This window comes from Rhizobacter sp. LjRoot28 (assembly GCF_964253025.1).
In the GTDB taxonomy this organism is placed as follows: Bacteria; Pseudomonadota; Gammaproteobacteria; order Burkholderiales; family Burkholderiaceae_C; genus Rhizobacter.
In genome coordinates this window covers 946823-970391 of record NZ_CAXUQC020000001.1, presented here as the reverse complement: position 1 = coordinate 970391, position 23569 = coordinate 946823, and the positions used below count along the sequence as shown (strand labels likewise).

The 23569-nt window shown below is 68.0% G+C and carries 25 protein-coding genes; 17 read left to right on the top strand and 8 right to left on the bottom strand.

All coding sequences use genetic code 11. The features are described from left to right. Positions 1–12 precede the first annotated feature (12 nt). On the bottom strand, positions 13–1188 hold the full coding sequence (locus ACSQ2F_RS04640; protein WP_436020257.1) for a histidine kinase: 1176 nt from the start codon (positions 1186–1188) through the stop codon (positions 13–15). Between the two features lie 209 nt (positions 1189–1397). Here ACSQ2F_RS04640 and ACSQ2F_RS04635 point away from each other — a divergent pair, with 209 nt between their 5' ends. From ACSQ2F_RS04635 to ACSQ2F_RS04615, 5 genes are all read left to right on the top strand, one after another. Continuing rightward, positions 1398–1871 carry a hypothetical protein gene (locus ACSQ2F_RS04635; protein WP_436020255.1) on the top strand — a complete coding sequence of 158 codons (474 nt, stop codon included), beginning with the start codon at positions 1398–1400 and terminating at the stop codon, positions 1869–1871. Positions 1872–1919: 48 nt separating this feature from the next. Then, positions 1920–2282 (top strand): response regulator, encoded by a 363-nt coding sequence (locus ACSQ2F_RS04630; RefSeq protein ID WP_436020253.1) that lies wholly within the window; start codon positions 1920–1922, stop codon positions 2280–2282. A 51-nt stretch (positions 2283–2333) separates the two neighbouring features. Further along, on the top strand, positions 2334–4451 hold the full coding sequence (locus ACSQ2F_RS04625; protein ID WP_436020251.1) for a chemotaxis protein CheA: 2118 nt from the start codon (positions 2334–2336) through the stop codon (positions 4449–4451). A 298-nt stretch (positions 4452–4749) separates the two neighbouring features. Then, on the top strand, positions 4750–5268 hold the full coding sequence (locus ACSQ2F_RS04620) for a chemotaxis protein CheW (RefSeq protein ID WP_436020249.1): 519 nt from the start codon (positions 4750–4752) through the stop codon (positions 5266–5268). A gap of 116 nt (positions 5269–5384) precedes the next feature. Beyond that, complete coding sequence (locus ACSQ2F_RS04615) at positions 5385–6926, top strand: methyl-accepting chemotaxis protein (RefSeq protein WP_436020247.1); 1542 nt, start codon at positions 5385–5387, stop codon at positions 6924–6926. 57 nt (positions 6927–6983) lie between these two features. Here the strand turns inward: ACSQ2F_RS04615 and ACSQ2F_RS04610 are convergent, their stop codons facing one another. The 3 genes from ACSQ2F_RS04610 to ACSQ2F_RS04600 form a co-directional block, all read right to left on the bottom strand. After that, positions 6984–7751, bottom strand: coding sequence for an ABC transporter permease (locus ACSQ2F_RS04610; protein ID WP_436020245.1), 768 nt, complete (start codon positions 7749–7751; stop codon positions 6984–6986). Continuing rightward, complete coding sequence (locus ACSQ2F_RS04605) at positions 7748–8569, bottom strand: ABC transporter ATP-binding protein (protein ID WP_436020243.1); 822 nt, start codon at positions 8567–8569, stop codon at positions 7748–7750. Before ACSQ2F_RS04605 ends, ACSQ2F_RS04610 begins: the two co-directional genes overlap by 4 nt. A gap of 64 nt (positions 8570–8633) precedes the next feature. Next, the gene (locus ACSQ2F_RS04600) at positions 8634–9677 is read right to left on the bottom strand and encodes an ABC transporter substrate-binding protein (RefSeq protein WP_436020241.1); all 1044 of its coding nucleotides are present in this window, start codon (positions 9675–9677) and stop codon (positions 8634–8636) included. A gap of 146 nt (positions 9678–9823) precedes the next feature. Between ACSQ2F_RS04600 and ACSQ2F_RS04595 the strand changes: the two genes are divergently transcribed. Then, positions 9824–10246 carry a secondary thiamine-phosphate synthase enzyme YjbQ gene (locus tag ACSQ2F_RS04595; RefSeq protein WP_436020239.1) on the top strand — a complete coding sequence of 141 codons (423 nt, stop codon included), beginning with the start codon at positions 9824–9826 and terminating at the stop codon, positions 10244–10246. Beyond that, positions 10243–11112, top strand: coding sequence for an ornithine cyclodeaminase family protein (locus ACSQ2F_RS04590; RefSeq protein WP_436020237.1), 870 nt, complete (start codon positions 10243–10245; stop codon positions 11110–11112). Before ACSQ2F_RS04595 ends, ACSQ2F_RS04590 begins: the two co-directional genes overlap by 4 nt. Here ACSQ2F_RS04590 and ACSQ2F_RS04585 read toward each other — a convergent pair. Beyond that, positions 11093–13633 (bottom strand): ABC transporter permease, encoded by a 2541-nt coding sequence (locus tag ACSQ2F_RS04585; protein ID WP_436020235.1) that lies wholly within the window; start codon positions 13631–13633, stop codon positions 11093–11095. The two genes, ACSQ2F_RS04590 and ACSQ2F_RS04585, sit on opposite strands and share 20 nt — an antisense overlap. A gap of 157 nt (positions 13634–13790) precedes the next feature. On the opposite strand from ACSQ2F_RS04585, the gene ACSQ2F_RS04580 reads away from it, so the two are divergent. Genes ACSQ2F_RS04580 through ACSQ2F_RS04570 form a run of 3 tightly spaced genes read left to right on the top strand, consistent with a single transcriptional unit; the run spans position 13791 to position 15972 of the window. After that, complete coding sequence (locus ACSQ2F_RS04580) at positions 13791–14651, top strand: dioxygenase family protein (RefSeq protein WP_436020233.1); 861 nt, start codon at positions 13791–13793, stop codon at positions 14649–14651. Between the two features lie 36 nt (positions 14652–14687). After that, positions 14688–15035 (top strand): FKBP-type peptidyl-prolyl cis-trans isomerase, encoded by a 348-nt coding sequence (locus ACSQ2F_RS04575; protein WP_436020231.1) that lies wholly within the window; start codon positions 14688–14690, stop codon positions 15033–15035. A gap of 31 nt (positions 15036–15066) precedes the next feature. Next, on the top strand, positions 15067–15972 hold the full coding sequence (locus ACSQ2F_RS04570) for a transglutaminase family protein (protein WP_436020229.1): 906 nt from the start codon (positions 15067–15069) through the stop codon (positions 15970–15972). 218 nt (positions 15973–16190) lie between these two features. Here the strand turns inward: ACSQ2F_RS04570 and ACSQ2F_RS04565 are convergent, their stop codons facing one another. Together ACSQ2F_RS04565 and ACSQ2F_RS04560 are read right to left on the bottom strand one after the other, a co-directional pair. Further along, on the bottom strand, positions 16191–17450 hold the full coding sequence (locus tag ACSQ2F_RS04565; protein WP_436020227.1) for a putative Na+/H+ antiporter: 1260 nt from the start codon (positions 17448–17450) through the stop codon (positions 16191–16193). Positions 17451–17630: 180 nt separating this feature from the next. Next, positions 17631–18164, bottom strand: coding sequence for a hypothetical protein (locus ACSQ2F_RS04560; protein ID WP_436020225.1), 534 nt, complete (start codon positions 18162–18164; stop codon positions 17631–17633). Between the two features lie 425 nt (positions 18165–18589). Here ACSQ2F_RS04560 and ACSQ2F_RS04555 point away from each other — a divergent pair, with 425 nt between their 5' ends. Beyond that, entirely contained in the window at positions 18590–18991 is a 402-nt protein-coding gene (locus ACSQ2F_RS04555) for a response regulator transcription factor (RefSeq protein WP_436020223.1), read from the top strand. Between the two features lie 74 nt (positions 18992–19065). Here ACSQ2F_RS04555 and ACSQ2F_RS04550 read toward each other — a convergent pair whose 3' ends face one another. After that, the gene (locus ACSQ2F_RS04550) at positions 19066–19698 is read right to left on the bottom strand and encodes a response regulator (RefSeq protein ID WP_436020221.1); all 633 of its coding nucleotides are present in this window, start codon (positions 19696–19698) and stop codon (positions 19066–19068) included. Positions 19699–19763: 65 nt separating this feature from the next. On the opposite strand from ACSQ2F_RS04550, the gene ACSQ2F_RS04545 reads away from it, so the two are divergent. From ACSQ2F_RS04545 to ACSQ2F_RS04520, 6 genes are all read left to right on the top strand, one after another. Next, complete coding sequence (locus tag ACSQ2F_RS04545) at positions 19764–21164, top strand: CHASE3 domain-containing protein (RefSeq protein ID WP_436020219.1); 1401 nt, start codon at positions 19764–19766, stop codon at positions 21162–21164. 150 nt (positions 21165–21314) lie between these two features. Further along, positions 21315–21479, top strand: a complete 165-nt coding sequence (locus ACSQ2F_RS04540) for a DUF1328 domain-containing protein (RefSeq protein WP_436020217.1) — start codon at positions 21315–21317, stop codon at positions 21477–21479. Between the two features lie 58 nt (positions 21480–21537). Further along, positions 21538–21942, top strand: a complete 405-nt coding sequence (locus ACSQ2F_RS04535) for a hypothetical protein (protein WP_436020215.1) — start codon at positions 21538–21540, stop codon at positions 21940–21942. A 108-nt stretch (positions 21943–22050) separates the two neighbouring features. Continuing rightward, a complete protein-coding gene (locus ACSQ2F_RS04530) occupies positions 22051–22434 on the top strand; it encodes a hypothetical protein (protein ID WP_436020213.1) in 384 nt (127 codons plus the stop codon). Then, a complete protein-coding gene (locus tag ACSQ2F_RS04525) occupies positions 22431–23081 on the top strand; it encodes a hypothetical protein (protein WP_436020211.1) in 651 nt (216 codons plus the stop codon). The genes ACSQ2F_RS04530 and ACSQ2F_RS04525 overlap by 4 nt, the downstream gene beginning before the upstream one ends. 292 nt (positions 23082–23373) lie before the next feature. Then, positions 23374–23553: a DUF1328 family protein gene (locus ACSQ2F_RS04520; RefSeq protein ID WP_436020209.1), complete on the top strand. Its 180-nt coding sequence runs from the start codon at positions 23374–23376 to the stop codon at positions 23551–23553. Positions 23554–23569: the final 16 nt, after the last annotated feature.

The window sequence follows — 23569 nt, the reverse complement described above, 5'->3', positions numbered from 1 at the left end:
CCTTCCGAAGTGTCACAGTCCCCCCCAGGAGGTGGGGTCGTAGTCGTCAGGACCCGCGGACGGGTTCGAGGGCATGTCGAGGTGGGCAGCGTCCTCCGTTTCGTCGACCGTGTCCAGCGGCACGGACAGGATGAGCGTCGTGCCCGAGCCACTGCTGCTCAGGTCGACCCAGCCACCGACCGTACCGGCCCGCTCGTGCAGGCCGCGGATGCCGAAGGAACGGGCCTTGGCCAGGTCGACCGGGCTCACGCCGCGGCCGTTGTCGCTGACTTCGAGCGACAGCACGCCACCGGCCAGGGTCAGGTCGATGTGGACCTCGGTCGCGTTGGCGTGCTTCGTCACGTTGGTGAGGGCCTCCTGCGCGGTGCGGTAGGCCACCAGGGGCACACCGGCCGGCAGCGACAGGTGCTCGTGCCGCGAACGGAACCGGCAGATGATGCCCGTGCGGCGCTCGAACCGGTTGGTCATCCACTGGAGTGCGGCCACCAGGCCCTGCTCCAGGATGGCCGGGCGCAGGTTGTGCATGATCCGCTGGCTGGCCTCGATGGCATGGGTGACCGTCTCGAGCGCCGAGTTCACCCGCGACTGCAGCTCCGGCGCGTCGGTGTGCCGCGCAATCCAGGCCAGGTCGAACTTCAGCGCGGTGAGGGAGCCGCCGACGTCGTCGTGGATCTCGCGGGCGATGGCGGCGCGCTCCGATTCCACCGAGGTCTGCAGGTGCTGCACCAGTTCGTGCACCCGCTGCTTCGACGCCTTCAGCTCCCGGTCCGCCCGCAAGCGCGCCAGGTGCACCTCATGCACTTCCACGGCGTGCATGACCGCCGGCACGAGGCGGGACAGGTTGTTCTTCAGCAGGTAGTCGCTCGCACCGTTGCGCATCGCCTCGACGGCGGTGTCCTCACCGATCTCGCCGGAGACGAGGATGAACGGAATGGGCCGGTTGCTCGCCTTGAGCAGGTCCAGGGCCACCAATCCGGAGAAACCCGGAAGGTTGTAGTCGGACACTATGACGTCCCAGTCCTGGGCGGGATCGATCGCCGCCAGGAACTCCGCCTCGGAATCGATGCGCACGCTGTCGAGCTTCAAGCCACCCCGGCGCAGGTGCGCCATCGTCAGGACATGGTCTGCCTCCGAATCCTCGAGGTGCAGCAGCCGGAGCGTTCGATGCTCGAAAGACAGTGAAGACATGTCACCAAGTATGCCCCGATCGACCGGCCGCCGGCCTGCAGCGGCCGTTTTTCACGCCCGGAGGCGGATTCGCGCGATTTGGGGGTCGATCGGGGCCGACATCGCCCTTATGTCCCCGGTCGAACTGCCGAAGAATCCGGGCAAGGACTTTCCCGGTCGACGCGGTCGCGCGCACCGGGGGTGGCCTGTCCCAACCGAGTGGAGCTTCGATGAACGACGCGAACGACGCGACCCCGACCCCGTTGCCGGAAGCCGGCCCGGCGGCGCTGCCATTGGAAGCGGCTGTCGACCTGCAGGACCACCTGATGACGGCCAGCAACGACCTCGACCGTCTCCAGACCCTGCTCGCCGACGCCTGCGACACGCTGATGCAGCGCTTCTACGGCGCGTCCGAGCAGATCCGCGCCCTTCGCTCGCACCCGCACACCGGCGAGGAGAGCGACGAGGTCATCAATGGCGTCATGCAGGACCTGGGTGGCGCCGTCACGGCCCTGCAGTTCCAGGACATGGCCTCCCAGCTGATCAATCACACCCACAAGCGGCTGCGCAGCTGCGTGGACCGACTTGCCCGCGAAGCGTTCGCGGACGACGAGGACGGCGACGCCGTGGCGGAGGAGCCGCCGCTGCGTCCCAACCCGGTCACCCAGGCCGAAATGGACGTGGGCTCCATCGAGTTGTTCTAAAGACATCCCCGCATCATCCGAAATCAACCGAGCAATCCGGAGAAAGCCATGCATTCAATCCTCGCGGTGGACGATTCTGCCTCCATGCGCCAAATGGTCTCGTTCACGCTCAAGAGCGCGGGCTACAACGTGGTCGAGGCCGTCGACGGTCAGGACGCCTATGAAAAGTCCAACGGCCGCGACTTCGACCTCGTGCTGACCGACCAGAACATGCCCCGCATGGATGGCATCAGCCTCACGAAGAAGCTGCGTGACAACCCGAAGTTCAAGACGACCCCGATCCTGATCCTGACCACCGAGTCGAGTGACCAGATGAAGCAGGCCGGCCGTTCGGCCGGGGCGACCGGCTGGCTGGTCAAGCCTTTCGATCCGGCCAAGCTGCTCGAGGTCATCAAGAAGGTCGTCCGCTGACGCTGCCCGGCGCCCCGACCCCCCATCCGAATACACCCCCAGGAGCACGCCATGGGCGAGATGTCATCCGAGAGCTCGCAATCGTCGAGCGCCGGAATCGACCTGAGTCAGTTCTATCAGGTCTTCTTTGAAGAAGCGGGCGAAAACCTCGACCGCATGGAAAAGCTGCTGCTCGACCTGAATGTCGACGCAGCCGACGACGAAGAGCTCAACGCGATCTTTCGCTGCGCGCACTCCATCAAGGGCGGCGCCGCCACCTTCGGCTTCAAGGATGTGGCCGAGCTGACGCACCAGATGGAAACGCTGCTCGACAAGCTGCGTCGGCACGAACTCGCGCCCACCGCCGCCATGGTCGACGTGCTGCTGCAGTCGGGCGACGCCCTGCGCGCCCAGCTGGCACGCCACCAGGGCGCCGGCGGCGACGAGCTCGACACCACCGAGCTGCTGTTCAACATTCGCGCGATGTCGTCGGGCGAAGCGCCCGCGGCTGCCGCCGCCAAGCCGGCCGCAGCGCCCGCACCGGTGAGCGCGCCATCGATCCTTGCCCAGCCGGTGGCCGAGCAGCAACTGGCACGCGTCATCGAGCTGCGCGTCGGTCCGCTCAAGGACACCGCCCAGGCCGACGAGCTCGTCGAGCTCTTCAAGGAGATCGCCGACCTCGGAACCATCGAGCCGCTGGACAACGGCATGCCCGCCGATGGCATGCGGCGTTTCAAGATCTGCACCACCAGCAGTGACAGCGACCTGCTGGACCTGTTCACCTTCCACGTGACGCGCGAACAGGTGGCCCTGCTTCCCATGAGCGCGGGCTTCGGCTTCCACAAGGACGCTCCCGGTGCGCCGCCCGAGTCGGAGCCGGATCCCGGCTACGGCTTCTTCGACAACGCCCCGGGTGTTCCGGCCGGCGGCGTCGACGCACAAGCGACTCCGTCCGCTGCGGAGACCGCGCCTGCTGCCGCCGCAGCACCCAAGGCGCGCACCGAGCGGGCGCCGGCCGCCACCGTCGAAGCGTCCACGCTGCGCGTGTCCGTCGAGAAGGTCGACCAGCTCATCAACCTGGTCGGTGAACTCGTCATCACCCAGGCCATGCTGGCCCAGAACAGCCAGGGCCTGGACCCGGCGCTCTATCAGCAGCTGGCGCAGGGCCTGGCCGACCTGGACCGCAATACCCGCGATCTGCAGGAATCGGTGATGTCGATCCGCATGATCCCGATGTCGATGGTGTTCAGCCGCTTCCCGCGCATGCTGCGCGACCTGGCTGGCAAGCTGGGCAAGAAGGTCGACTTCGTGACGCTCGGTGAAGCCACCGAACTCGACAAGGGCCTGGTCGAGAAGATCACCGACCCGCTGACCCACCTGGTGCGCAACAGCTGCGACCACGGCATCGAGACCCCGGCCGAGCGCCTGGCCAAGGGCAAGCCCGAGACCGGCACGATCACCTTGTCGGCATCGCACCAGGGCGGCTCGATCGTCATCGAGGTGCGTGACGACGGCCGCGGCCTGTCGCGCGAGAAGCTCATCAAGAAGGCCCGCGAGCGCGGCATCCCGGCACCGGACTCCATGAGCGATGCCGACGTCTGGAGCCTCATCTTCGCGCCGGGCTTCTCGACCGCCGAAGTCGTGACCGACGTGTCCGGCCGTGGCGTGGGCATGGACGTGGTCAAGAAGAACATCACCGCCCTGGGCGGCACGGTGGACATCGACTCGGCCGAAGGCTACGGCATGCGCGTCTCGGTGCGCCTGCCCCTCACGCTGGCCATCATGGACGGCATGTCGGTCGGCGTCGGCGAAGAGGTCTACATCCTCCCGCTGTCGTCGGTGGTCGAGTCGTTCCAGGTGCAAGGCGACATGGTCAAGACCATCGGTGGCTCCGGCCGCGTGGTGGAGGTGCGCGACGAGTACATGCCGGTGCTGGAACTGGAGCGCGTCTTCGACGTGCCCCGCTTCGACTTCGAACATGTGAGCGGCATCATGGTGGTGGTCGAGGCCGAAGGCGGCCGCGTCGCCCTGCTGGTGGACGAGCTGCTCGGCCAGCAGCAGGTGGTGGTCAAGAACCTCGAGGCCAACTACCGCAAGGTGAACGACGTCTCCGGTGCCACCATCATGGGCGACGGCCGCGTGGCCCTCATCCTGGATGTGGGCGCCCTGGTGCGCAAGTCGCGCCACTGAACCCCGCCGGTGTCAGGCCCGCGGGGGCCCGCGGGGCTCCGGCCCCGCGGGCCCTTTTCGTTGCCGGCGCAGTGCCTGTAGTTCTCTGTGCCAAGGCCAGCGCCGCTGCGGAGCCCAGGCACGTGAGAGAGCCCCACCGCCGCCCCCTTTGCACCCGCAACCGGTGATTTTCCGCATCCGCTGCTGATCCTCGTCAACGACGCGAGATCCCTCGGTGCCAGCCCTTCAGTAATTCGCCGCCGCGCCGATAGAAACATCCATACGGCCCGCCCGGCATTCACCCCCCAGAGGATTTCACATGGACATGATTCACGAAGCCGCTCACGTCGCACGGCACGAAGCCGCCCGCAGCGCGGCTGCCTCCCAGTCGGGAAGCGAGTTCCTGACCTTCCGCCTGGGCGCGGAAGAGTACGGCATCGACATCCTGAAGGTGCAGGAGATCCGTTCCTACGAAGCGCCCACGCGCATCGCGAACGCACCGTCCTTCATCAAGGGCGTCGTGAACCTGCGCGGCGTGATCGTTCCCATCGTCGACTTGCGCCTGAAGCTCGGATGCGAGACGGCCGACTACAACAGCTTCACCGTGGTCATCGTCCTGAACGTGCGCGGCCGCGTGGTCGGTGCGGTGGTCGACTCGGTGTCTGACGTGCTGGAATTGAGCCAGGACTCGATCCGCCCGGCGCCCGAAATGGCCTCGGCCGTGGACACCTCCTTCATCACCGGCATCAGCAGCGTCAACGAGCGCATGCTGATCCTCATGGACATCGAGGCCTTGATGGCCAGTGCTGAAATGGGGCTGTTCGACAGCGACCACTGAAGCGCGTTCAGGGAGATTCAGTCGAGAAGGAGCGCCCCGCACGAGGGCGCCTTGCGGTCCCGGGGACCGCACCCCCGGCCCTTGGCCGACAAGCAGAACCCAGCGGAACCACACTGATGAACCTGAACAACTTCCCGATCGCGCGGCGCCTCTGGGGCGCCATCCTCGTCCTGCTCGTGGCCATGCTGGCCATCGCCGGCGGCACCATCTGGCGTGCGGGCGCGGTGCAAGAGCGCGGCGCCCGAGAAATCGAGCAGCGCCGCGACGTCATGGAGCGCTCACGCCAATGGGTGTCCATGACGCAGGTGTCGGTCACCCGCGGCATGGCTTCCACCCTGAGCGCCGACCCGGCCGTGTACGAGCTCTTCAAGCCCGAACTCGACCAGGACGTCGCCCGCATCACCAAGATCCGCAAGGACCTGGTCGCCGTCACCACGGAGGCCGACGACCTCGAGGCCCTGAAGGAAGTGGCCCGCGTCGGGGCGATCCTGGTCACGGCCAGCACCAAGGCCTTCGACGTCAAGAAGACCGGTGACATGGCCACGGCGGCCCAGATCGTGCGCGACGAGTACGTGCCGGCAACGGCTGCCTACCTGGCCGCGATCGGCAAGTTCGCCGACCTGCAGCAGGCCAAGGCGGATCGCGCGGAAGCCACGGCCGCCGCTGCGCGCAGCCAGACGCTCGCACTGGGCGGCCTGGGCGCGGTGGTGATCGTCGGCCTGGGCATGTTCGTCGCCTCGGCCCTCGTGCGCTCGATCCGCGCGCCGCTCAAGCGCTCCATCGAAGTGGCCAGCGCCATCGCCGAGGGTGACCTCACCCAGCGCATCCACACCGATCGCGGCGACGAGTTCGGCGCGCTCATGAAGTCCCTGCAGCACATGAACGAATCGCTCGGCCGGGTGGTCGGCAACGTTCGCCTGTCGACCGACAGCATCAGCACCGCGTCCACCGAGATCGCCAGCGGGAACGCCGACCTCTCCAGCCGCACCGAACAGACGGCCAGCAACCTGCAGCAGACGGCCTCCTCGATGGAGCAGCTCACCGGCACGGTGCGCCAGTCGGCCGACGCCGCCCGCCAGGCCAACCAGCTCGCCTCCTCGGCCGCCGAAGTCGCCGCCCGTGGCGGCTCGGTCGTGGCCCAGGTGGTGAGCACGATGGACGAGATCAACGCCAGTTCCAAGAAGATCTCCGACATCATCGGCGTCATCGACGGCATCGCCTTCCAGACCAACATCCTGGCGCTGAACGCCGCCGTGGAAGCGGCTCGCGCCGGCGAGCAGGGCCGCGGCTTCGCGGTGGTGGCCAGCGAAGTGCGCAGCCTGGCGCAGCGCTCGGCCAATGCCGCCAAGGAGATCAAGGGGCTGATCAACGCGTCGGTGGAGAAGGTCGACTCGGGATCGCGCCTGGTGGCTGATGCCGGCCAGACGATGAGCGAGATCGTCGGCAGCGTGCAGCGCGTGACCGACATCATCGGCGAGATCACGGCTGCGGCCAGCGAACAGTCCGACGGCATCGGCCAGGTGAACACGGCCGTGACCCAGCTGGACCAGATGACGCAGCAGAACGCCGCGCTCGTCGAGGAATCGGCGGCTGCCGCCGAGAGCCTCAAGGATCAGGCGCACCGCCTGGCCGACGTGGTGTCCGTGTTCAAGCTCTGATCTCCTAGCTCTCCCGCTGTCCGGCCGGTCCGGACAGCCCCCGCGGGGCCGCCACCTTCACAGGGTGCCGGCCCCGCGGTGTGCCCAGCCCGTGGTGCGCTTTTCCACCCAGGCGAAGAGTTCGTACATCACCATCGCCATCGCGCCCACCACCACCAGGCCGGCGAATGCCAGGCCCATCTGCATCGACGACCCCGCAGAAATCAGCAGGTAGCCGATGCCCTCGTTGGCCGCCGTCATCTCCGAGACGGTCGTGCCCACGAACGCCAGGGTGATGGCCACCTTCAGCGATGCGTAGAAGTACGGCATGGACCGGGGCAGGCCCACCTTCATCAGCACGTCCATGCGGCGCGCGCCCAGCACGCGCAACACGTCTTCAAGCTCCGGCTCCAGCGTGGCCAGCCCGGTGGCGATGTTGACCGTGATGGGGAAGAACGAGATCAGGAACGCCGTCAGCACGGCGGGCCCGACGCCGATGCCGAACCAGACCACCAGGATCGGAACGAAGGCCGCCTTCGGCAGCGCGTTGAAGGCCGTCATCAGCGGGTACATCGCTGCATAGGCCAGGCGCGAGCTGCCGACGAGGAACCCCAGCAGGACACCGACCACGATGGACAGGCCGAAGCCCAGCAAGGTCACCCAGAAGGTCCGCCATGCGTGCGCGGCGATCACGGCGTGGTACTCGATCAGCTGGGAACCGATGCGCCACGGGCTGGGGAAGATGAACTCGGAGATGTCGAAGCCACGGCACACCAGCTCCCAGACCAGCAGTACGGCCGCCAGCAGCAGCCAGGGCGCCCAGCGCTCGCGTTGCCGGCCGGTCATGACAGCACCGCCGGCGATGCATCGGCGAGCGGCTTGCGGATGGCGCCGATGTGCTCGCGCAGCTCGAGCACGATGTCGGTGAACCCCTTGGTGTAGGTGAGCTCCAGCGGGCGTGGCCGCGGCAGGTCGATCTCGCGACGTGCCACGATGCGGCCCGGGCTGCGGCTCATCACGTAGACCGTGTCCGCCAGGAACACCGCCTCGCGCAGGTCGTGCGTGACGAGGATGACGTTGAACTTCTGCACGGCCCACAGGTCGCGCAGGATGCACCACAGCTCCTCGCGGGTGAAGGCGTCCAGCGCGCCGAACGGTTCGTCGAGCAGCAGCATCTTGGGCTCGTGGATCAGGGCGCGGCAGATGGAGGCCCGCTGCTGCATGCCGCCGGAGAGCTGCCAGGGGAACTTGTCCTCATAGCCAGCCAGGCCGACGCTCTGCAGCAGTCGTCGGGCACGGTCCTCGTAGGCCGCGCGCTCACGGCGGAATCGTGATCGGTGCGGTTCGACGATCTCGAGCGGCAGCAGCACGTTGTCGAGGGTGGTTCGCCAGGGCAGCAAGGAGGAGGACTGGAACGCCATGCCGGTGATCTTCAGTGGACCATCGACATGTCGACCGTCGACAACGATGTGACCGCGAGACGGCTTCTTCAAGCCGGTGGCGAGCTTCATGAAGGTGGACTTGCCGCATCCGGACGGGCCGACGATGGCGATGAACTCGCCCTGGTCGACCTTCATCGTGATGTCCTCGACGGCGAACTGGGACTGCGCCAGCAGCGCCTCGTTGTAGGCGAGCCAGACCTGGCTGAATTCGACGAACGGCATGTGGGTGATGTGTCGTGACCGGCTGCTCGCCGGTCCGCGCCTCGGAGCCAGGAAAGGGACGGTGTTACTTGATGGCCTTGAAAATGTCGCGCTCGGCGGCACTCGGCAGGTAGGCGTCGCTCCAGACCGCAGCGGCATTGACGCGGTCGCGGGTGCCGTAGGCGTCGGACACCTGGCTCGCCATCAGGCTGAGGCGGCCCGGCGACACCGCGCCGAAGCCTTCGGCACGCGCGTCGGCCGTCAGCACGGTGGCGTCCAGTGCGAGCTTCAGCCGCCGGGTCTCGAGCGCGGTGTTCACCAGGCCGTCACGGGACTTCACCGTGGCAATCGCGGCCTGCGGGTCGCGCACGGTGTCCTTCACGCCTTTGGTGAAACCACGCAGGAAGGCCTTGACCGCATCCGGATGCTTCTTGAGAAACGCCTCCGAGGCAATGACCACGTTGCCGTAGAGCTTCACGCCGTGTTGAGGGTACGGGAGGATCACGACATCCTCCGGCTTGACGCCGCGCGCTTCCAGGTTGAGCAGGGAGGTGAACGAGAACCCGGTGATGGCGTCGACGTCGCCGCGAACGAGCATGGTCTCGCGCAGCGGAGGATCCATGGCGGTCCAGGCCACGTTGCCGATCCGGTTCGCCCTTGCGAAGATGGGCCAGGCCTTGCGGCCCGCGTCGAACACCGGTGCACCGAGCTTCTTGCCAGCGAGATCGGCCGGCGTGCGAATGCCGGACTTCTTCAGCGCCAGCACCGCCGCCGGCGTGTTGTTGTAGACCATCATCACCGCCACCGGCTTGTTGGGCGCCGTGGGGTTGTTGGCGTGGAATTCCATCAGCGCGGCGAGGTCGGCGAACCCCATGTCGTAGGTGCCCGAGGCCACCCGCGTCACCGTGCCGCCGGAGCCGTTGCCGGCGTCGACGCTCACGTCCAGGTTCTCGGCCTTGAAGTGCCCGTTGGCCACCGGCACCAGGAACAGGGCGGCGGGACCTTCGAAACGCCAGTCGAGTTGGAACTTGATGGGAAGCGCCTCGGCGTGCGCGGCAGGCGCGCTCAAGGTGAAGCCGGCGAGCGCGGTGGCAAGGACGATCAGGCGGCGACGCGGGAAGGCAAGCATGCAGCGGAACTCCAGAGGACAGTTGGCGACTGCCACCGCAAGAACCATGCGCGGCGTGCTTCGCATGTCTGCACCACCCGAGTGCAAGGCGACGGGACCGACTCCCCGCGCGCCTCACCGGCGTGCGGCGGCGCTATGCTGCGCGGATGCTCCAGCAGTTCAGCACCACGCTTGCCATCGAGACGCCGGGCCGAGGCCTGGTGGAGATCACGCGACCGGTTCGCCAATGGGTGCAGGGTTGCTCCCTTGAAGCGGGCCTGCTGACCGTGTTTGTCCGGCACACGTCGGCCAGCCTCCTCATCCAGGAGAACGCCGACCCCGATGTGCGGAGCGACCTTGATCGCTTCTTCGCCAGGCTCGTGCCCGACGGAGACGCGCTCTTCCGTCACCGCGACGAGGGCGCCGATGACATGCCGGCCCACGTGAGGTCCGCACTGACCGCGGTGCAGCTGTCCGTTCCGCTCGCCGCGGGGCGATTGGTGCTCGGCACCTGGCAAGGCATCTACCTGTGGGAACACCGTGTGCGATCGCACCGGCGCGAGGTGGCACTTCACCTGATCGGGCAATGAAGCACTTCGACGCCCAGGCCACCGCGGCCGCCCTGCCCTTCGAGCGGCTCATCCCCGCCCTGTCCGCTGCGTTCGTGACGGGCGCCCAGGTGCCTGCACGCCATGTGCATGCGGTGAATGGCGGCACGGTGCTCATCATGCCGGCATGGCAGGGTCCGTACCTCGGCATCAAGACGATCAACATTTTCCCCGGCAACGCGGCGCAGGGCTTGCCCGGGCTGTTCGCGACCTACGTCCTCTACGACGCCACGACGGGCGAGCCACTGGCACAGATCGATGGCAACGAGCTGACCGCCCGGCGGACCGCGGCCGCCTCGGCGCTCGCGGCCTCCCATCTGGCACGCGAGAACGCCCAGCGCCTGCTGGTGCTCGGTCGAGGCCGCGTCGGGCGCTTGCTGCCCGACGCCTATCGGGCGGTGCGCGCACTGACATCGGTGACGGTCTGGCATCGCCAGGCCGAACTCGACCTCGCCGAGGCGGTGCGGTCAGCCGACATCGTGAGCTGCGCCACGCTTGCCACCGAGCCCCTGGTGAAAGGCGCGTGGCTGGCTCCCGGATCGCACCTGGACCTCATCGGCAGCTTCACACCCCAGATGCGCGAGGCGGACGATGCGTGCTTCTCGGATGCGAGCCTCTACGTCGACACGGCGGAGGCGCTGGCCAAGAGCGGCGACCTGCTGGGCCCGATGGCCAGAGGGGTGTTCACGGTTGAAGCCGTGCGGGGCACGCTGGCCGACCTGTGCACCGGCACGGTGCCGGGCCGTGCAAGCGCGACCGAACGCACCGTCTTCAAGTCGGTTGGAACGGCGCTGGAAGACCTGGCCGCGGCCGTCCTGGTCGCAGGCGTCACACCGCCGCCGACCTGAGCGTCTCCACGACCGGCCTGCGCAGCACGCCCCGCAGGCCCCACCAGCCGGCGGCCAAGGCGAGCACGGCGCCCGCCCCTGCGCCGATGAGCGGCACCCACGGCGACGGCGCCCAGGCAAACTGGAAGACATACCGGGCCAGGGCCCAGCCGACGGCCATTGCGGCCGTCGAGGCAAGAAATCCAGCGAGGGCCCCGACGCCCAGCAGCTCCGCCCGCTGAACCTGGCCCAGCAGCCGTCCGCTCGCGCCCAGTGCGCGCATCACCGCGAACTCGCGCGCCCTCGCCTCGCGCGTGGCGGTCACGGCGGCGAACAGCACCACCAGACCCGCCGCCAGCGTGAAGCCGAAGAGAAACTCGACGGCGCGCACGACCTGGTCCAGCACGCGCTGCAGCTGGCCGATGGACTGAGAGACGTCGACGCTCGTGATGTTCGGGAATTCGCGGCTCAAGGCGTTGTCGAACCCCGTGCCCTCCGGGGCGCGGAAGGCCGCGATGTAGGTGGCCGGCACCTCGGGCATCTCCGCCTTCGGGTACATGACGAAGAAATTCGCGCGCATCGAACCCCAGTCCAGCTTGCGCAGGCTGGTGATGCGGGCGTCCGACATCTGGCCGGCAATGTCGAACCGCAAGGTGTCGCCGAGCTTGAGGCCGAGCGTCTCGGCAAGGCCGTCCTCGACGCTGATCGCGTCGGCTTCGTCGGCCACCCAGCGCCCTTGCGAGATCTCGTTGTGCGGCGGCGGGCTGGCGCTGTGGCTGAGGTTGAATTCGCGATCGACAAGCCGTTTGGCGCGCTCCTCCGTCATCGACTCCGGACTCACCGGCTGCCCGTTGATGGCCACGAGCCGGCCGCGGATCATCGGGTACCAGTCGTAGCGCGCGATGCCGGCGGCCTTGAGCCGCGCCTGGAAGTCCTCGCCCTGCTCCGGCAGGACGTTGATGACGAAGCGGTTGGGGGCGTCGGGCGGCGTGGCCTGGCGCCAGCTGGAAATGAGGTCGGTGCGCAGGAGCACGAGCAGGCACAGCGCCAGCAGCCCCACGCTCAACGCCGACACCTGGAGCACTGCGAACGCCGGACGGGCCGCGATCTGCCGGGTCGCCAGCACCAGCCAGCGGGGCGCGCGCGCCTCGGGAACGGCGCGGCGCAACACCTGCACGGCCAGCCACGACAGGGCGGCGAACACCACCACGGCACCCGCGAATCCGCCCACGGCGATCAGGCCCAGTTGCAGGTCGGACGACACCGCCAGCAGCAGCGCGGCAAACCCCAACGCACCCGCGGCGAGCACGGCGAGGGAGGCGGGCTTCAAGGCGCCCACCTCGCGCCGGATCACACGCAACGGCGGAACCTGCGCCAGCTGCAGCACCGGCGGCAAGCCGAAGCCCATCAGCAGGGTGAAACCGACGCCCACGCCGAACAAGGCCGGCCAGGCACTCGGCAGCGGCAGGGTGGCGTTCACCAACCCCGACAGCAGGTAGACGAAGACGTGGTGCACCGCGAAGCCCAGCGCCACGCCGCCGATGCTGGCGATCAAGCCGACCAGTGCGAACTCGATAAGGTACTGCAGGGCGATGGTGCGCTGTGACTGCCCCAGCACGCGGAGCATGGCGCAGTCGTCGAGGTGGCGGCCGGCGAAATCGCGGGCGGCAATGCCCACCGCCACGGCCGCCAGCAGCGCTGCCAACAGCGCGACGAGGTTGAGGAACTTGGCCGCACGGTCGAGCGTCTGGCGCATCTCGGGTCGGCCGGTCTCCAGCGATTCGACGCGCATGCCGCGCAGGCGCTCCGACTTGATCTGCGCCTCGGCCCACTTCACGAACCGCGCCACCGCGGCATCGCTGCCCGCCACGGCCATGCGGTAGGTGACGCGGCTGGCCGGCTGGATGAGGGATGTGGCCGCCAGGTCGGCTTCGCCCAGCATGACGCGGGGCGAGAAGCTCATGAAGCCGGCACCGCGGTCCGGCTCACGCTCGATGATGGCGCCCACGGTGAAGCTCGCGTCACCCAGCAACAACGGGTCGCCAACCTTGAGACCGAGGGAGTCGAGCAGAGAGCCGTCCACCCAGACCGTCCCGGGCGCCGGTGTCGACCGCACCGGAGCGCCGGCCGCGCCCTGGCGCTCGGCGACGATGAGTTCGCCCCGGAGCGGATAGCCGGCCGTGACGGACTTGACCGACACCAGCCGAGACGCCCCGCCCTTGTCGTCGGGTGCCCGGCCCATGCTGGGAAAGCCGGCGGTGCGCACGACCTGCAGGCCGTCGGCGCGGGCGCGCTCGGCAAATGAAGCGGGTGCGGGCTGGTCGCTGGCGATGATGGCATCGCCCCCGAGCAGCTGGCGGGCGTCGCGCGCCAGGCCCTGGTTCAAGCGGTCGGCAAAAAAGCCGACGGCGCCCAGGCTGGCCACGGCCAGCATCACGGCCACGATGAGCAGGCGGAGCTCTCCGGCCCTGAAGTCACGCCACAACTGGCGCCAGGCCAGGGACCAGACCGAAACGGCGGTGCGGGGTGCAGCAGGAATCATGGGAGGCTCGAGGAACGGCAAAGGCGCAAACGCGCCGACCATACTCCATCCGGCCCGCCCCGCGCTGGCGATCGGGCGAATCAGGCGCGCCTCGATGTGAACGTCGCATGCAAACGGGCAGAACGTCCGAAGACGGGCCGGATGCTGTAATTTCCATATGACCTCATTGCCCGCCCTCTTCGTCTCGCACGGCTCACCCATGCTCGCACTCGAGCCTGGCCCCACGGGTGCCTTCCTGGCGTCCCTGGGCCCGGCGCTGGACCGCAGCTTCGGCCGGCCGCGAGCGATCGTCGCCATCTCCGCGCACAGCACGGCGCGCTCGCCGGTGCTGCTGGCGGCCGACCGGCATGAGGCGGTGCACGACTTCGGCGGATTCCCTCCGGCGCTCTACACACTTCGCTATGACGCCCCGGGCGCACCGGCCCTGGCCGACGACGTATTGGCCCGGCTCGAGGCGTCCGGGCACCCGGCGCATCGCCTCGAGCAGGGCGGCCTGGATCACGGCATCTGGAGCATGCTGCGATTCATCTACCCCGACGCCGACGTGCCGGTGCTGCCCCTCGCCTGGGCGCCGACCGCCCCACCCGCGGCCCAGTTCGCCCTCGGCGAAGCCCTCGCCGGCCTGACTCGGGAAGGGGTGCTGGTGCTCGGCACGGGCAGCATCACCCACAACCTGCGCCGCGTGTTCGCCCGCGGCGAGGCCGATGTCGCGGCGCCGGAAGTGCCGGAGAGCGCGGCCTTCCGGCACTGGTTCGCGGCGCGCGGCAGCGAAGCCGACTGGCCTGCGCTCTTCGACTACCGTCGGCAGGCGCCCCATGCGGTGGACATGCATCCCACCGACGAGCACCTGCTGCCGTGGTTCGTCGCGGCAGGCGCGGGCGGCGCCGAGACCGCTCCCCGGCGCATCTTCGAGTCGGTCACCTACGGCTGCCTCGGGATGGATGCGTATGCCTTCGGACCGGGTGCCGGGCCGCTGCAAGCCGCCCTTTTGCCGCCACAGGGACCAGGGCGCGGTTAGCATTGCGGCTTTCCTTCCCTACACAGGACACCGCTCATGCAAACCACCGCTTCCGGGCTGCAATTCGAAGACACCACTCCGGGCTCGGGCGCCGAAGCCAAGGCCGGCCAGCACGTGACCGTGCACTACACCGGCTGGCTGTACAACAACGGCGTCAAAGGCGCCAAGTTCGACAGCAGCAAGGACCGCAACGACCCGTTCGAGTTCGGCCTGGGCGCCGGCATGGTCATCCGCGGCTGGGACGAGGGCGTGCAAGGCATGAAGGTGGGTGGCACCCGGCTGCTCGTGATTCCGCCCGAGCTCGGCTACGGCGCGCGCGGTGCCGGCGGCGTCATCCCTCCGAACGCCACCCTGATGTTCGAAGTGGAACTGCTGGGCGTCTGAACATCGGCCGTGCGGCGGGCTGCTGACCCACATGACGATCCAGTACGACATCACCCACACCACCACCTACCGCTACGCCCGGGCGGTGCGCTTTGGCGAGCACCGGGTGATGTTCCGCCCGCGTGACAGCCACGACCTGCGGGTGCTCGCCACCGATCTGGTGGTGAGCCCCGACGCGGCCATCCGGATGATCCAGGACCCGCACTCGAATTCGGTTGCCCTGGTGACGCCGCTGGCCCTGGCCGATCAGCTGACCATCGTGTGCAGCTTCCGCATCGAGCATGCGCTCGGCAACACCCACGAGCTGCCGCTGGCGCCTGGGGCCGAGTACTTCCCCTTTGCCTACTCGGTGGAGGAGCGCTTCGACCTCGAGCACTACCTGCGTCCCCACCATGACGACCCGGAAGGCCGCCTCACCGCCTGGGCGCGCCAGTTCCTGCGGACCGACGGACCGACGGGCACCCGCGCCATGCTGCTGGCGATGAACCAGCACATCCGCAACAGCATGGTCTACGCCGGTCGCAACGAGGAAGGGACGCAGACCCCCATCGAGACGCTGTCGCGCGGGAGCGGCAGCTGCCGCGACTTCGCCCTCCTGATGATGGAGGCAGCCCGCCGGTTGGGGGTCGCCACCCGGTTCGTCTCGGGCTACCTCTACGACCCGCGCCGCGACGGCATGCCGCTCGACGAAACGGAGGAAGGCAGCCCGACGAGCGTCACCGGCGCCGGCTCCACCCATGCCTGGCTGCAGGCTTATCTGCCGGGCGCCGGCTGGGTGCCGTTCGACCCCACGAACAACCTCACGGGCGGCGCCCAGCTGATCCGCGTGGGCGTGGCCCGCGATCCCCGTCAGGCAGCTCCCATCTCGGGCAGCTGGTTCGGCGAGCGCAATGCCTACCTCGGCATGACGGTGGATGTGCAGGTGAGACGGCTCTGAGCCTGCAAGACGGCTGAGGCAGAAGACCGAAGGCACAGGTTGACCGACCTGCGCGGTCCATTTGCTGTCTGCCCGGGCCGGGCGATCCGTCGCCAGGCGATGCCGCCACCCGAGCCGGGTGACGTGCAGCACGTCTTGCGACCATGCTGCCGCGCCCCCGTGGCGTCAGTCCAGCAGACCCGGTCGAAGCTCGCCGAAGCGCCGAAGCTCGCCGAAGTTCACAGGAGGCGGAACGCCAGCACCGCCACGAGCGTCGGCGGCAGCGCGGCCACGAGCAGCCCGAGCGGATGGATCGCGCCATGCTCGAACTTCTCCTTCAGGATGGAGGCTCCGGCGGGGTTGGGTGCGTTGGCAATGACGGTCAGGCCACCACCGGTCACCGCGCCGGCCACCAGGGCGATCTTGAACTCCTCGCTGAGGCCCGGCACCAGGGAGCCCAGGTAGGTGAGCGCGGCGTTGTCGGTGATGGCGGTCAGCGCGGCGGCACCAAAGAACACGGCATTGGCATCCATGCCCAGCAGCACCGGCTGCAGCCACCATTGCTGCTGCCCGCCGAGCACCACCAGTCCGCCGAGAAAGAACGCGACGAGCAGCGCCTCGCGAAGGATGAGGCGGTCCTGGTAGCGCTCGTAGGCCGTGGCGAATCCGAGGAAGAACAGCAGCAGGCCGAGGAACACCGCGGGGTGATGCGCAAAGACCACCACCCCGGCGAGGAACAGCAGCTGGACGACCATGACCGCCACCGGTACCTGACTTGCAGCATTGCCCGCACGCTGGCCCATGTGGCCCAGCTGGTTGCGAAAGATGAACGTCGCAATGGCGGCATTCACGGTCACCGCTACGGCGGCCTTCCAGCCGAAGTTGGCGATCATGAACCAGATGTCCCAGTTCCAGACGCCGGCCACCATGAGCACCGGCGGCGCCGCAAACGGCGTGAGCGTGCCGCCGATCGAAATGTTCACGAACAGCACGCCAAGGGTGGAGTACTTGAGCCGGGTGGACACCGGCCGCGACAGCAACGTGTCGCGCAGCATCAGCGCAGCGAGGGTCATCGCCGCCGGCTCGGTGATGAAGGAGCCGAGCATCGGCACGACCGACAACACCACGAAGTACATCGACATGCCTTTGCCGAAGGGCAGGAAGCTCGCGATCAGACGCACGGCCCCGCCCGCCATCTGCAGCACGGGGCGTGTGCCGGCGATCACCATGATGGCGAACACGAACATCGGTTCGGTGAAGTTGCGGGAGTCGAGGTAGGTGGTCGCGTCTTCCTTGCCCGCGATCGCGAACATGAAGAGCATGAGGACCATGGCCCAGAAGCCGAACACGACCTCGACCTCGCCCAGCAGGTGCCAGAGGCCGGCATGCCGCGGGCGCGTGTGCGCGAGGTGCTCGAAGAACTTGGTCGAGAACGTGTGCACGAGGGCCACGGCGAACAGGACGGCGCCAATGAGCTGGATGGTGGTGGGCGTGGGCAAGTGGTTTCCTCGTTCAGCGCAGGATGGGTGTCGGGCGGCCGACCCGTTCGCCCAGGACGAAGAGGCGCATCGCACCTCGGTCTCGATCACCGTCTCTCGCTCACCGTCCCGGGGAGCGGCGTGGATGGCAGGTGAACTTCGCCATTCTAGGATGGCGGGCGGGAGGCAGCCTCCGGCGGATCAGTGCAAGCGCGCCGACACCGGACGGCCCACCGGATCGTCCGATTCGTCCTCTTGCTCCTCGCGCTCCACGGCCTCCATCAACTGCACCTTGCGGGCGATCATGCGTGCGCCGAGCTCGCCGAGGTCCACGTCGGTCCCGACCAGCGCAGGGACCGTCTGTTCGTGCGCCCGACGCAGGTGGTGGCGCAGGTCGCGGCCCAGCGCCTGGACCTTGCCGTCGTAGCGAAGGTCGCCCGGGTCACCCATCGACATGCGGGCCACCAGGGCCCACGCGCAATCGTGCACGGCGAGCACCGGCGAAAGGTCGATGCCAGCGCGATGCAGGGCGGGCACCAGCATCTCCTCCTCCACCTGGGTGTCGAGCGTCAGCTCCAGGCTCAGGCGTTCCACCACGGCGAGCTTCTCCGAACGCACGTCGCCTTGGCGATCGCAAAGCGCGTCATAGGCGTCGAGCAGGCCCTGCACCGAACTGCGGTTCTGCAGCAGGAGCGCAATGGCGTCGAAGGGCGCTGGCGGGGCATACGTGGTCATGACAATTCTCCGATCGGAACGGCGGAGGGGACGATCGAGCGAGCGGTATCCGTCCTTGCCGCACGAGACCGCTCGCCGCCCGGTGCGAGGATTGCCACCGGTCTCTGGGCGCCTCCGTCAGCAGTCTATGAAGCGATGCGCCATGAGACTGCCGGACGAGCAAGGGTTCCCGTGTCGGTGCGGTCCTACGCCGGTCGATGTCCCGTAGGCGTGTAGGCCGATTCCTACAAGGACTCCGGCACTCCCCCGACGCTTTCGAGGCATCCGTCTCATTAGAATTCCGCCATGATCGAAGCTGTACCCGCAGCGGACTGCTGTCACTGCGCCCGGTGGGCAGCCAGTGTGCAGTGCGCCGAAGCGAGCACGGGTATGCTCCGCCGATTCCTACAACAAGAGTGCGCAGGCACGATGCAAAGCTCGCTGCCATGTTGAAAACCTACATCGTCGAAGACAGCCCGGTGATCCGCGAGAACCTCATCGCGACGCTCGAGGAACTGGTTGCGGTGGAGGTGGTGGGTACGGCGGACAACGAGTCCGCCGCTGTCTATTGGCTCTCTCAGCCTCGCAACGTCTGCGACCTGGTCATCATCGACATCTTCCTCAAGAGTGGCTCGGGCCTCGGCGTCCTGGCCGCCAGTGCGCGCGCGCCCGGGCAGGCCAAGCTGGTCGTGCTCAGCAACTACGCCACCCCCGACATGCGGCGCAAATGCGCGGAGCTCGGGGCCGACAAGGTGTTCGACAAATCGAATGAGATCGACGCCCTCATCGCCTATTGCCAGAAGCTGGCGGCGGGTGACACGTCGACATCGGTGATGGGCGCCCTTTGAGGCGCCCGGTGCGCCTCACGCCCCGCCCTTCCCCGGCCCGCGCCTCCCGGCGCTGGCCTGGGCAGGCCACTGCCTCACTGGATGAGGCCGTTCTTGAGCGCGTAGTAGGTCAGGTCGCTGTTGGACTCGAGCTTCATCTTCTCCATCACGCGCGTGCGATACGTGCTCACCGTCTTCACGCTCAGCGACAGGCTGTCGGCCATGTGGCCGATGGTCTCACCCTTGGCGAGCCGCAGGAACACCTGGAACTCACGCTCGGACAATTGCTCATGAAGCGGCTTGTCGGCGTTGCCACCCAGGTTGTCGGCCAGCAGCTCGGCAACGGCCGGCGTGATGTACTTGCGGCCCCGCGCCACCGTGCGGATCGCGGTGACGATTTCCTCGGGGTCGCATTCCTTGTTCAGGTAGCCGCTCGCGCCTTGTCGCAGCAGCGTGGTGGCGTAGTGCGCTTCCGGGAAGCCGCTCAGGATCAGAACAGGCAGCTCCGGCGCGCGCGCCCGGATCGCAGCCAGCGCGTCGACCCCGCTCTGCTCGGGCATGGACAGGTCCATGACAAGCACGTCCACGAGGCCCTTGCGAACGATGTCGAGGGCCTCACGGCCGTTGGCGGCCTCGGCCACGATCTGCAGATCGACCTGTTCGGAGAGGTACTGGCGCAGGCCGGCACGAACGAGGGCATGGTCGTCAACGATGGCAACTTTGATCATGTCGGTTTCGAACAGTGTGTGGGTTGCGTCACGAATCATTCTAGTTGCATGAAACGGATCAAGGCATGAAGAACTTCATTCGGCGCTTCAGGCGCAGTGCCATCACCTTCCCCTTGGCGGTGATCACCGCCCTGAGCCTGATGGCGATCAGCGAGTCGTCGTACCGCTCGTCGGTGGACTCCCTCGACCGCCTGGGCCACCTTGCCGTGGCTCGCATCAACAACCTGGTGCTCATCCGGCAGGTGCTGGACGCCGAGAACGGTCAACGGGGCTACCTCATCACCGGCCGGCCGGAATACCTGGAGCCGTACCGCAAGACGATGGACAACATCGGCCAGACGATGCGCACCCTGCAGGACTTCTATGCGAAGGAGCCGCAGCAGGTGACCGACTTCACCGTGCTGGCCGGTCTGGTGAACAAGAAGCTCTCCGAGATGGACACCACCATCCAGCTGCGCACCGAAGGCCGGGAGGACGCCTGGCGCGCCGTCATCGAGACCGACATCGGGCGCGAGCAGATGGAGGCCATTCGTGTCGCCTCCGAGCGGCTCTTCAAGCGGGAGACCGACCAGATCACCGCCAGCCGGGCGTCCGTCTACCAGACGCTGCAGCTCAGCCGCCTGGGCGTGGCGGCCATGACGGCCCTCAGTGTGCTGGCCTTCTTCATGTACCTCCGCCAGACCGCCACCCTCGACCAGGAACGCAGGCGCCAGCAGCTCGCCCTCCAGGTCGAGCGCGATCTGCTCGAGCACCAGGTGAAGGGCCGCACGGCACAGCTCACCGAACTGGCCCACCACCTGCAGACCGCCCGAGAAGACGAACGCAACCGCTTGGCGCGCGACCTGCACGACGAACTGGGTGCGCTCCTGACCGCCGCCAAGCTGGACGTCGCGCGGCTGAAGTCACGCATCGGGACCATCACGCCCGAAGCACAGGAGCGCATCACCCACCTCAACGAAACGCTGAATGACGGCATCGCGTTGAAGCGCCGCATCATCGAGGACCTGCGCCCCTCCTCCCTGAACAACCTCGGTCTGGTGGCCGCACTCGAGATCCTCAGCCGCGAGTTCGCCGAGCGGTCTGGCATCCCGGTCGCCACCCAGTTGGAGGCCGTCCGCCTCAAGCAGTCCAGCGAACTGACCATCTACCGGCTCGTGCAGGAGGCCCTGACGAACATCGCCAAGTACGCGCAGGCCAAGCACGTGTCGATCAGCGTGCAGGTGGTGGACGGCCGCGTGGAGGTGATCGTCAAGGACGACGGAGTGGGCTTCGACACGAGCGTGAAGCGCCCGATGAGTCACGGACTCCTGGGCATGCGCTACCGGGTCGAGGCGGAGGGAGGCCAGATGGCCCTGCAGGCCCGGCCCGGTGAGGGCACGCAGATCCGCGCCAGCCTGCCGCAATTGGCCGAACCGCCCGCCCCGCCAGCTCCTGGACCGGACGCGACGGCGGGCGCGCCGGGGTAAGGGCTTTCCTACAAGGGCAGCGAGGGGCCGCCGACACCCCCTCGGGCCCCAGTCTCATGGTGGTCTCTGAGGTGCGGCAATAAGCTCCGTTTCACCAGTCCTCAAACCCTTCAAACGATTCGTCTGAAGCCTGACCCCAAGGAGCCCACCATGCTGCACTACGCCGTTGTCTTTTTCGTCATTGCGCTGATCGCCGCGCTGTTCGGTTTTGGTGGCATCGCCGCCAGTGCCGCCGGCATCGCCAAGATCCTCTTCATCGTGTTCGCCGTGCTGGCCGTCGCGAGCTTCCTGTTCAGCCTCATCAAGAAGGGCTAGTCGCCCGTCTCCGTGAGAACGCGAGTTCCGTTCACAACCAACAACAGGGAATCCGACCATGACACCCAACAAGCCCCAAGGCATGCTGCCCTCCGATGACCAGACGCAGGCGGCCACCGAGCGCGCAGCCGACACGGCGGAGAACGCGGTTCACGCTTCCCGCCGAGTCGCGAACGACGCGCTGGATCACGTCGAATCGGCCATCCAGTCCGCCCGCGCCAACGTGCAGCCCGCCATCTCCCGCCTGGCCACCCAGGCCGAGACCCTGGCCCGCAAGGGACTGGACGCCGTCAAGGACAGTGCCTACACGGTGCGCGACCGCGCCACCTCGCTGACCGACGTCACGGCTCGCTACGTGAAGGATGAACCGGTCAAGGCCGTCCTCATCGCTGCCGCTGCCGGCGCCGCGCTGATGGCGTTGCTGAGCCTCGCGCAGAGCGGTCGCCGTCGCGACGACCTCTGACGCTTCGGCGTTCCGGGCCCGATTCCGCGCACAGCGCGGGACCGGGCCCGCCGCGCTTGAGAACCACGTTCCCCGCCGCACCGCGGCGCCTACCTCATCGGCCGAATCATGATTCATCCGCTCGTGCGCCTTCTCGCCACCGAACCGCATCTCGTCGCCGACCACGTCGGTGCCTATGCGGCGCTCATCGAATGCGAAGCGAAGGAAGTGCAGCGACGATGGACCTTGCGGCTGGCACTGAGCGTGGTCGCCCTGGTGTGCCTGGTGATCGCCGCCATGCTGACGGGCGTGGCGCTCATGCTGTGGGCCGTTACCCCCGGGCTGTCGACCGGCGCGCAGTGGGTTCTCGGCGCCGCTCCCGCCGTGCCGCTGCTGGTGGCGATCGGTGCCGGGCTCGCGGCAAAACGTCCCTCGGCAGAGAAAGCGTTCGCGGCCATCAAGGCCCAGATCCAGTCCGACCTGCACATGATCCACCAGGCGAGGTCGGCATGAACCCGAACATCGAATCCACCGACATCGATCCGATGATGCAAGGTGAACCCGTGCTGCCCGAGTTGCCACTGTCACCCCAGGCGCGACTCGATGCCTCACGCGCGGCCCTGCGCCATTGGATCGACCGCACTTACCATCCGGAGCGGCTTCAACCCGAGCCGCCCGTCGACGCGTACGCTGACGACGTGGCACCCGAGGACGAGCCCGCCTGGCTCGGGCTGCTCGTCGACTCCCTGAGCGACGTTCCCGTCGCCTCCATGGCGGTGCGCTACCTTCGACGCTGGTGGTCCCGGCATCCGCTGAAGGCCACGGCGGCGTTCGCCACGACGGCGGGACGTGACCTGCTCGGGCCGGCCGCCGCACGCCATCCGTGGCTGCTGCTCGGAGGTGCCGCCCTGGCCGGGGCGGCCGTGACCCGCCTGCGGCCTTGGCGCTGGGTGTCCGGCAGCGCCCTCATGACCTTGATGGTGCCGCCGATCAGCCTGGCTTCCGTGCTGGCCTCCGTCACCGCCATGGCCGCGGGCCTCCAAGGCGAAGACGAGCCGGAAGGGCCGGTCCATCCGCCGCACCAGCCGGGGTTCGAGATGCCGGCTCGTCCCGTGCCCGCGGCCGCAGCGGCTGACGAACGACTCCGCGAAGCCGCCTGACCGCGACGGCCACCGCGTCGCAGGACGTCGCACTCCTTCACTGCCGAGCCGGTACGCCGCGCTCAGTTCAGCCTATTGCTTCGGCCCGCCAGTCCTCAGTGGACCGCGGGCCGAAGCGCTTTCGGCGCGAGAGCGCGGTGCAGCCCGACCGGTGGATCACGCCAGCCGGCGTCCCAGCACCCCGTCCTACAGGGCCTCACGCAGCAGTCCGATGGCCCCCCCGAAACCCCGCCCGTAGAGTTCCTCCATCGAATGAGAACGCGCCCACGCGGCGCCCAGCCAGGAGATCGACATGCTCAAGTGGGCCATCATTTTTGGTGTCATCTCGCTGATCGCCGGAGTGCTCGGCTTCAGTGGAGTTGCCGCCGGCGCTGCCGGCATCGCCAAGTTCCTGTTCGTGGTCTTCCTCGTCCTCTTCGCCGCCGTGCTGCTGATCGGCGTGCTCGGGGCGAAGGCGATCGGTCGAAAGTAGTCAGGCAGAGATCTCA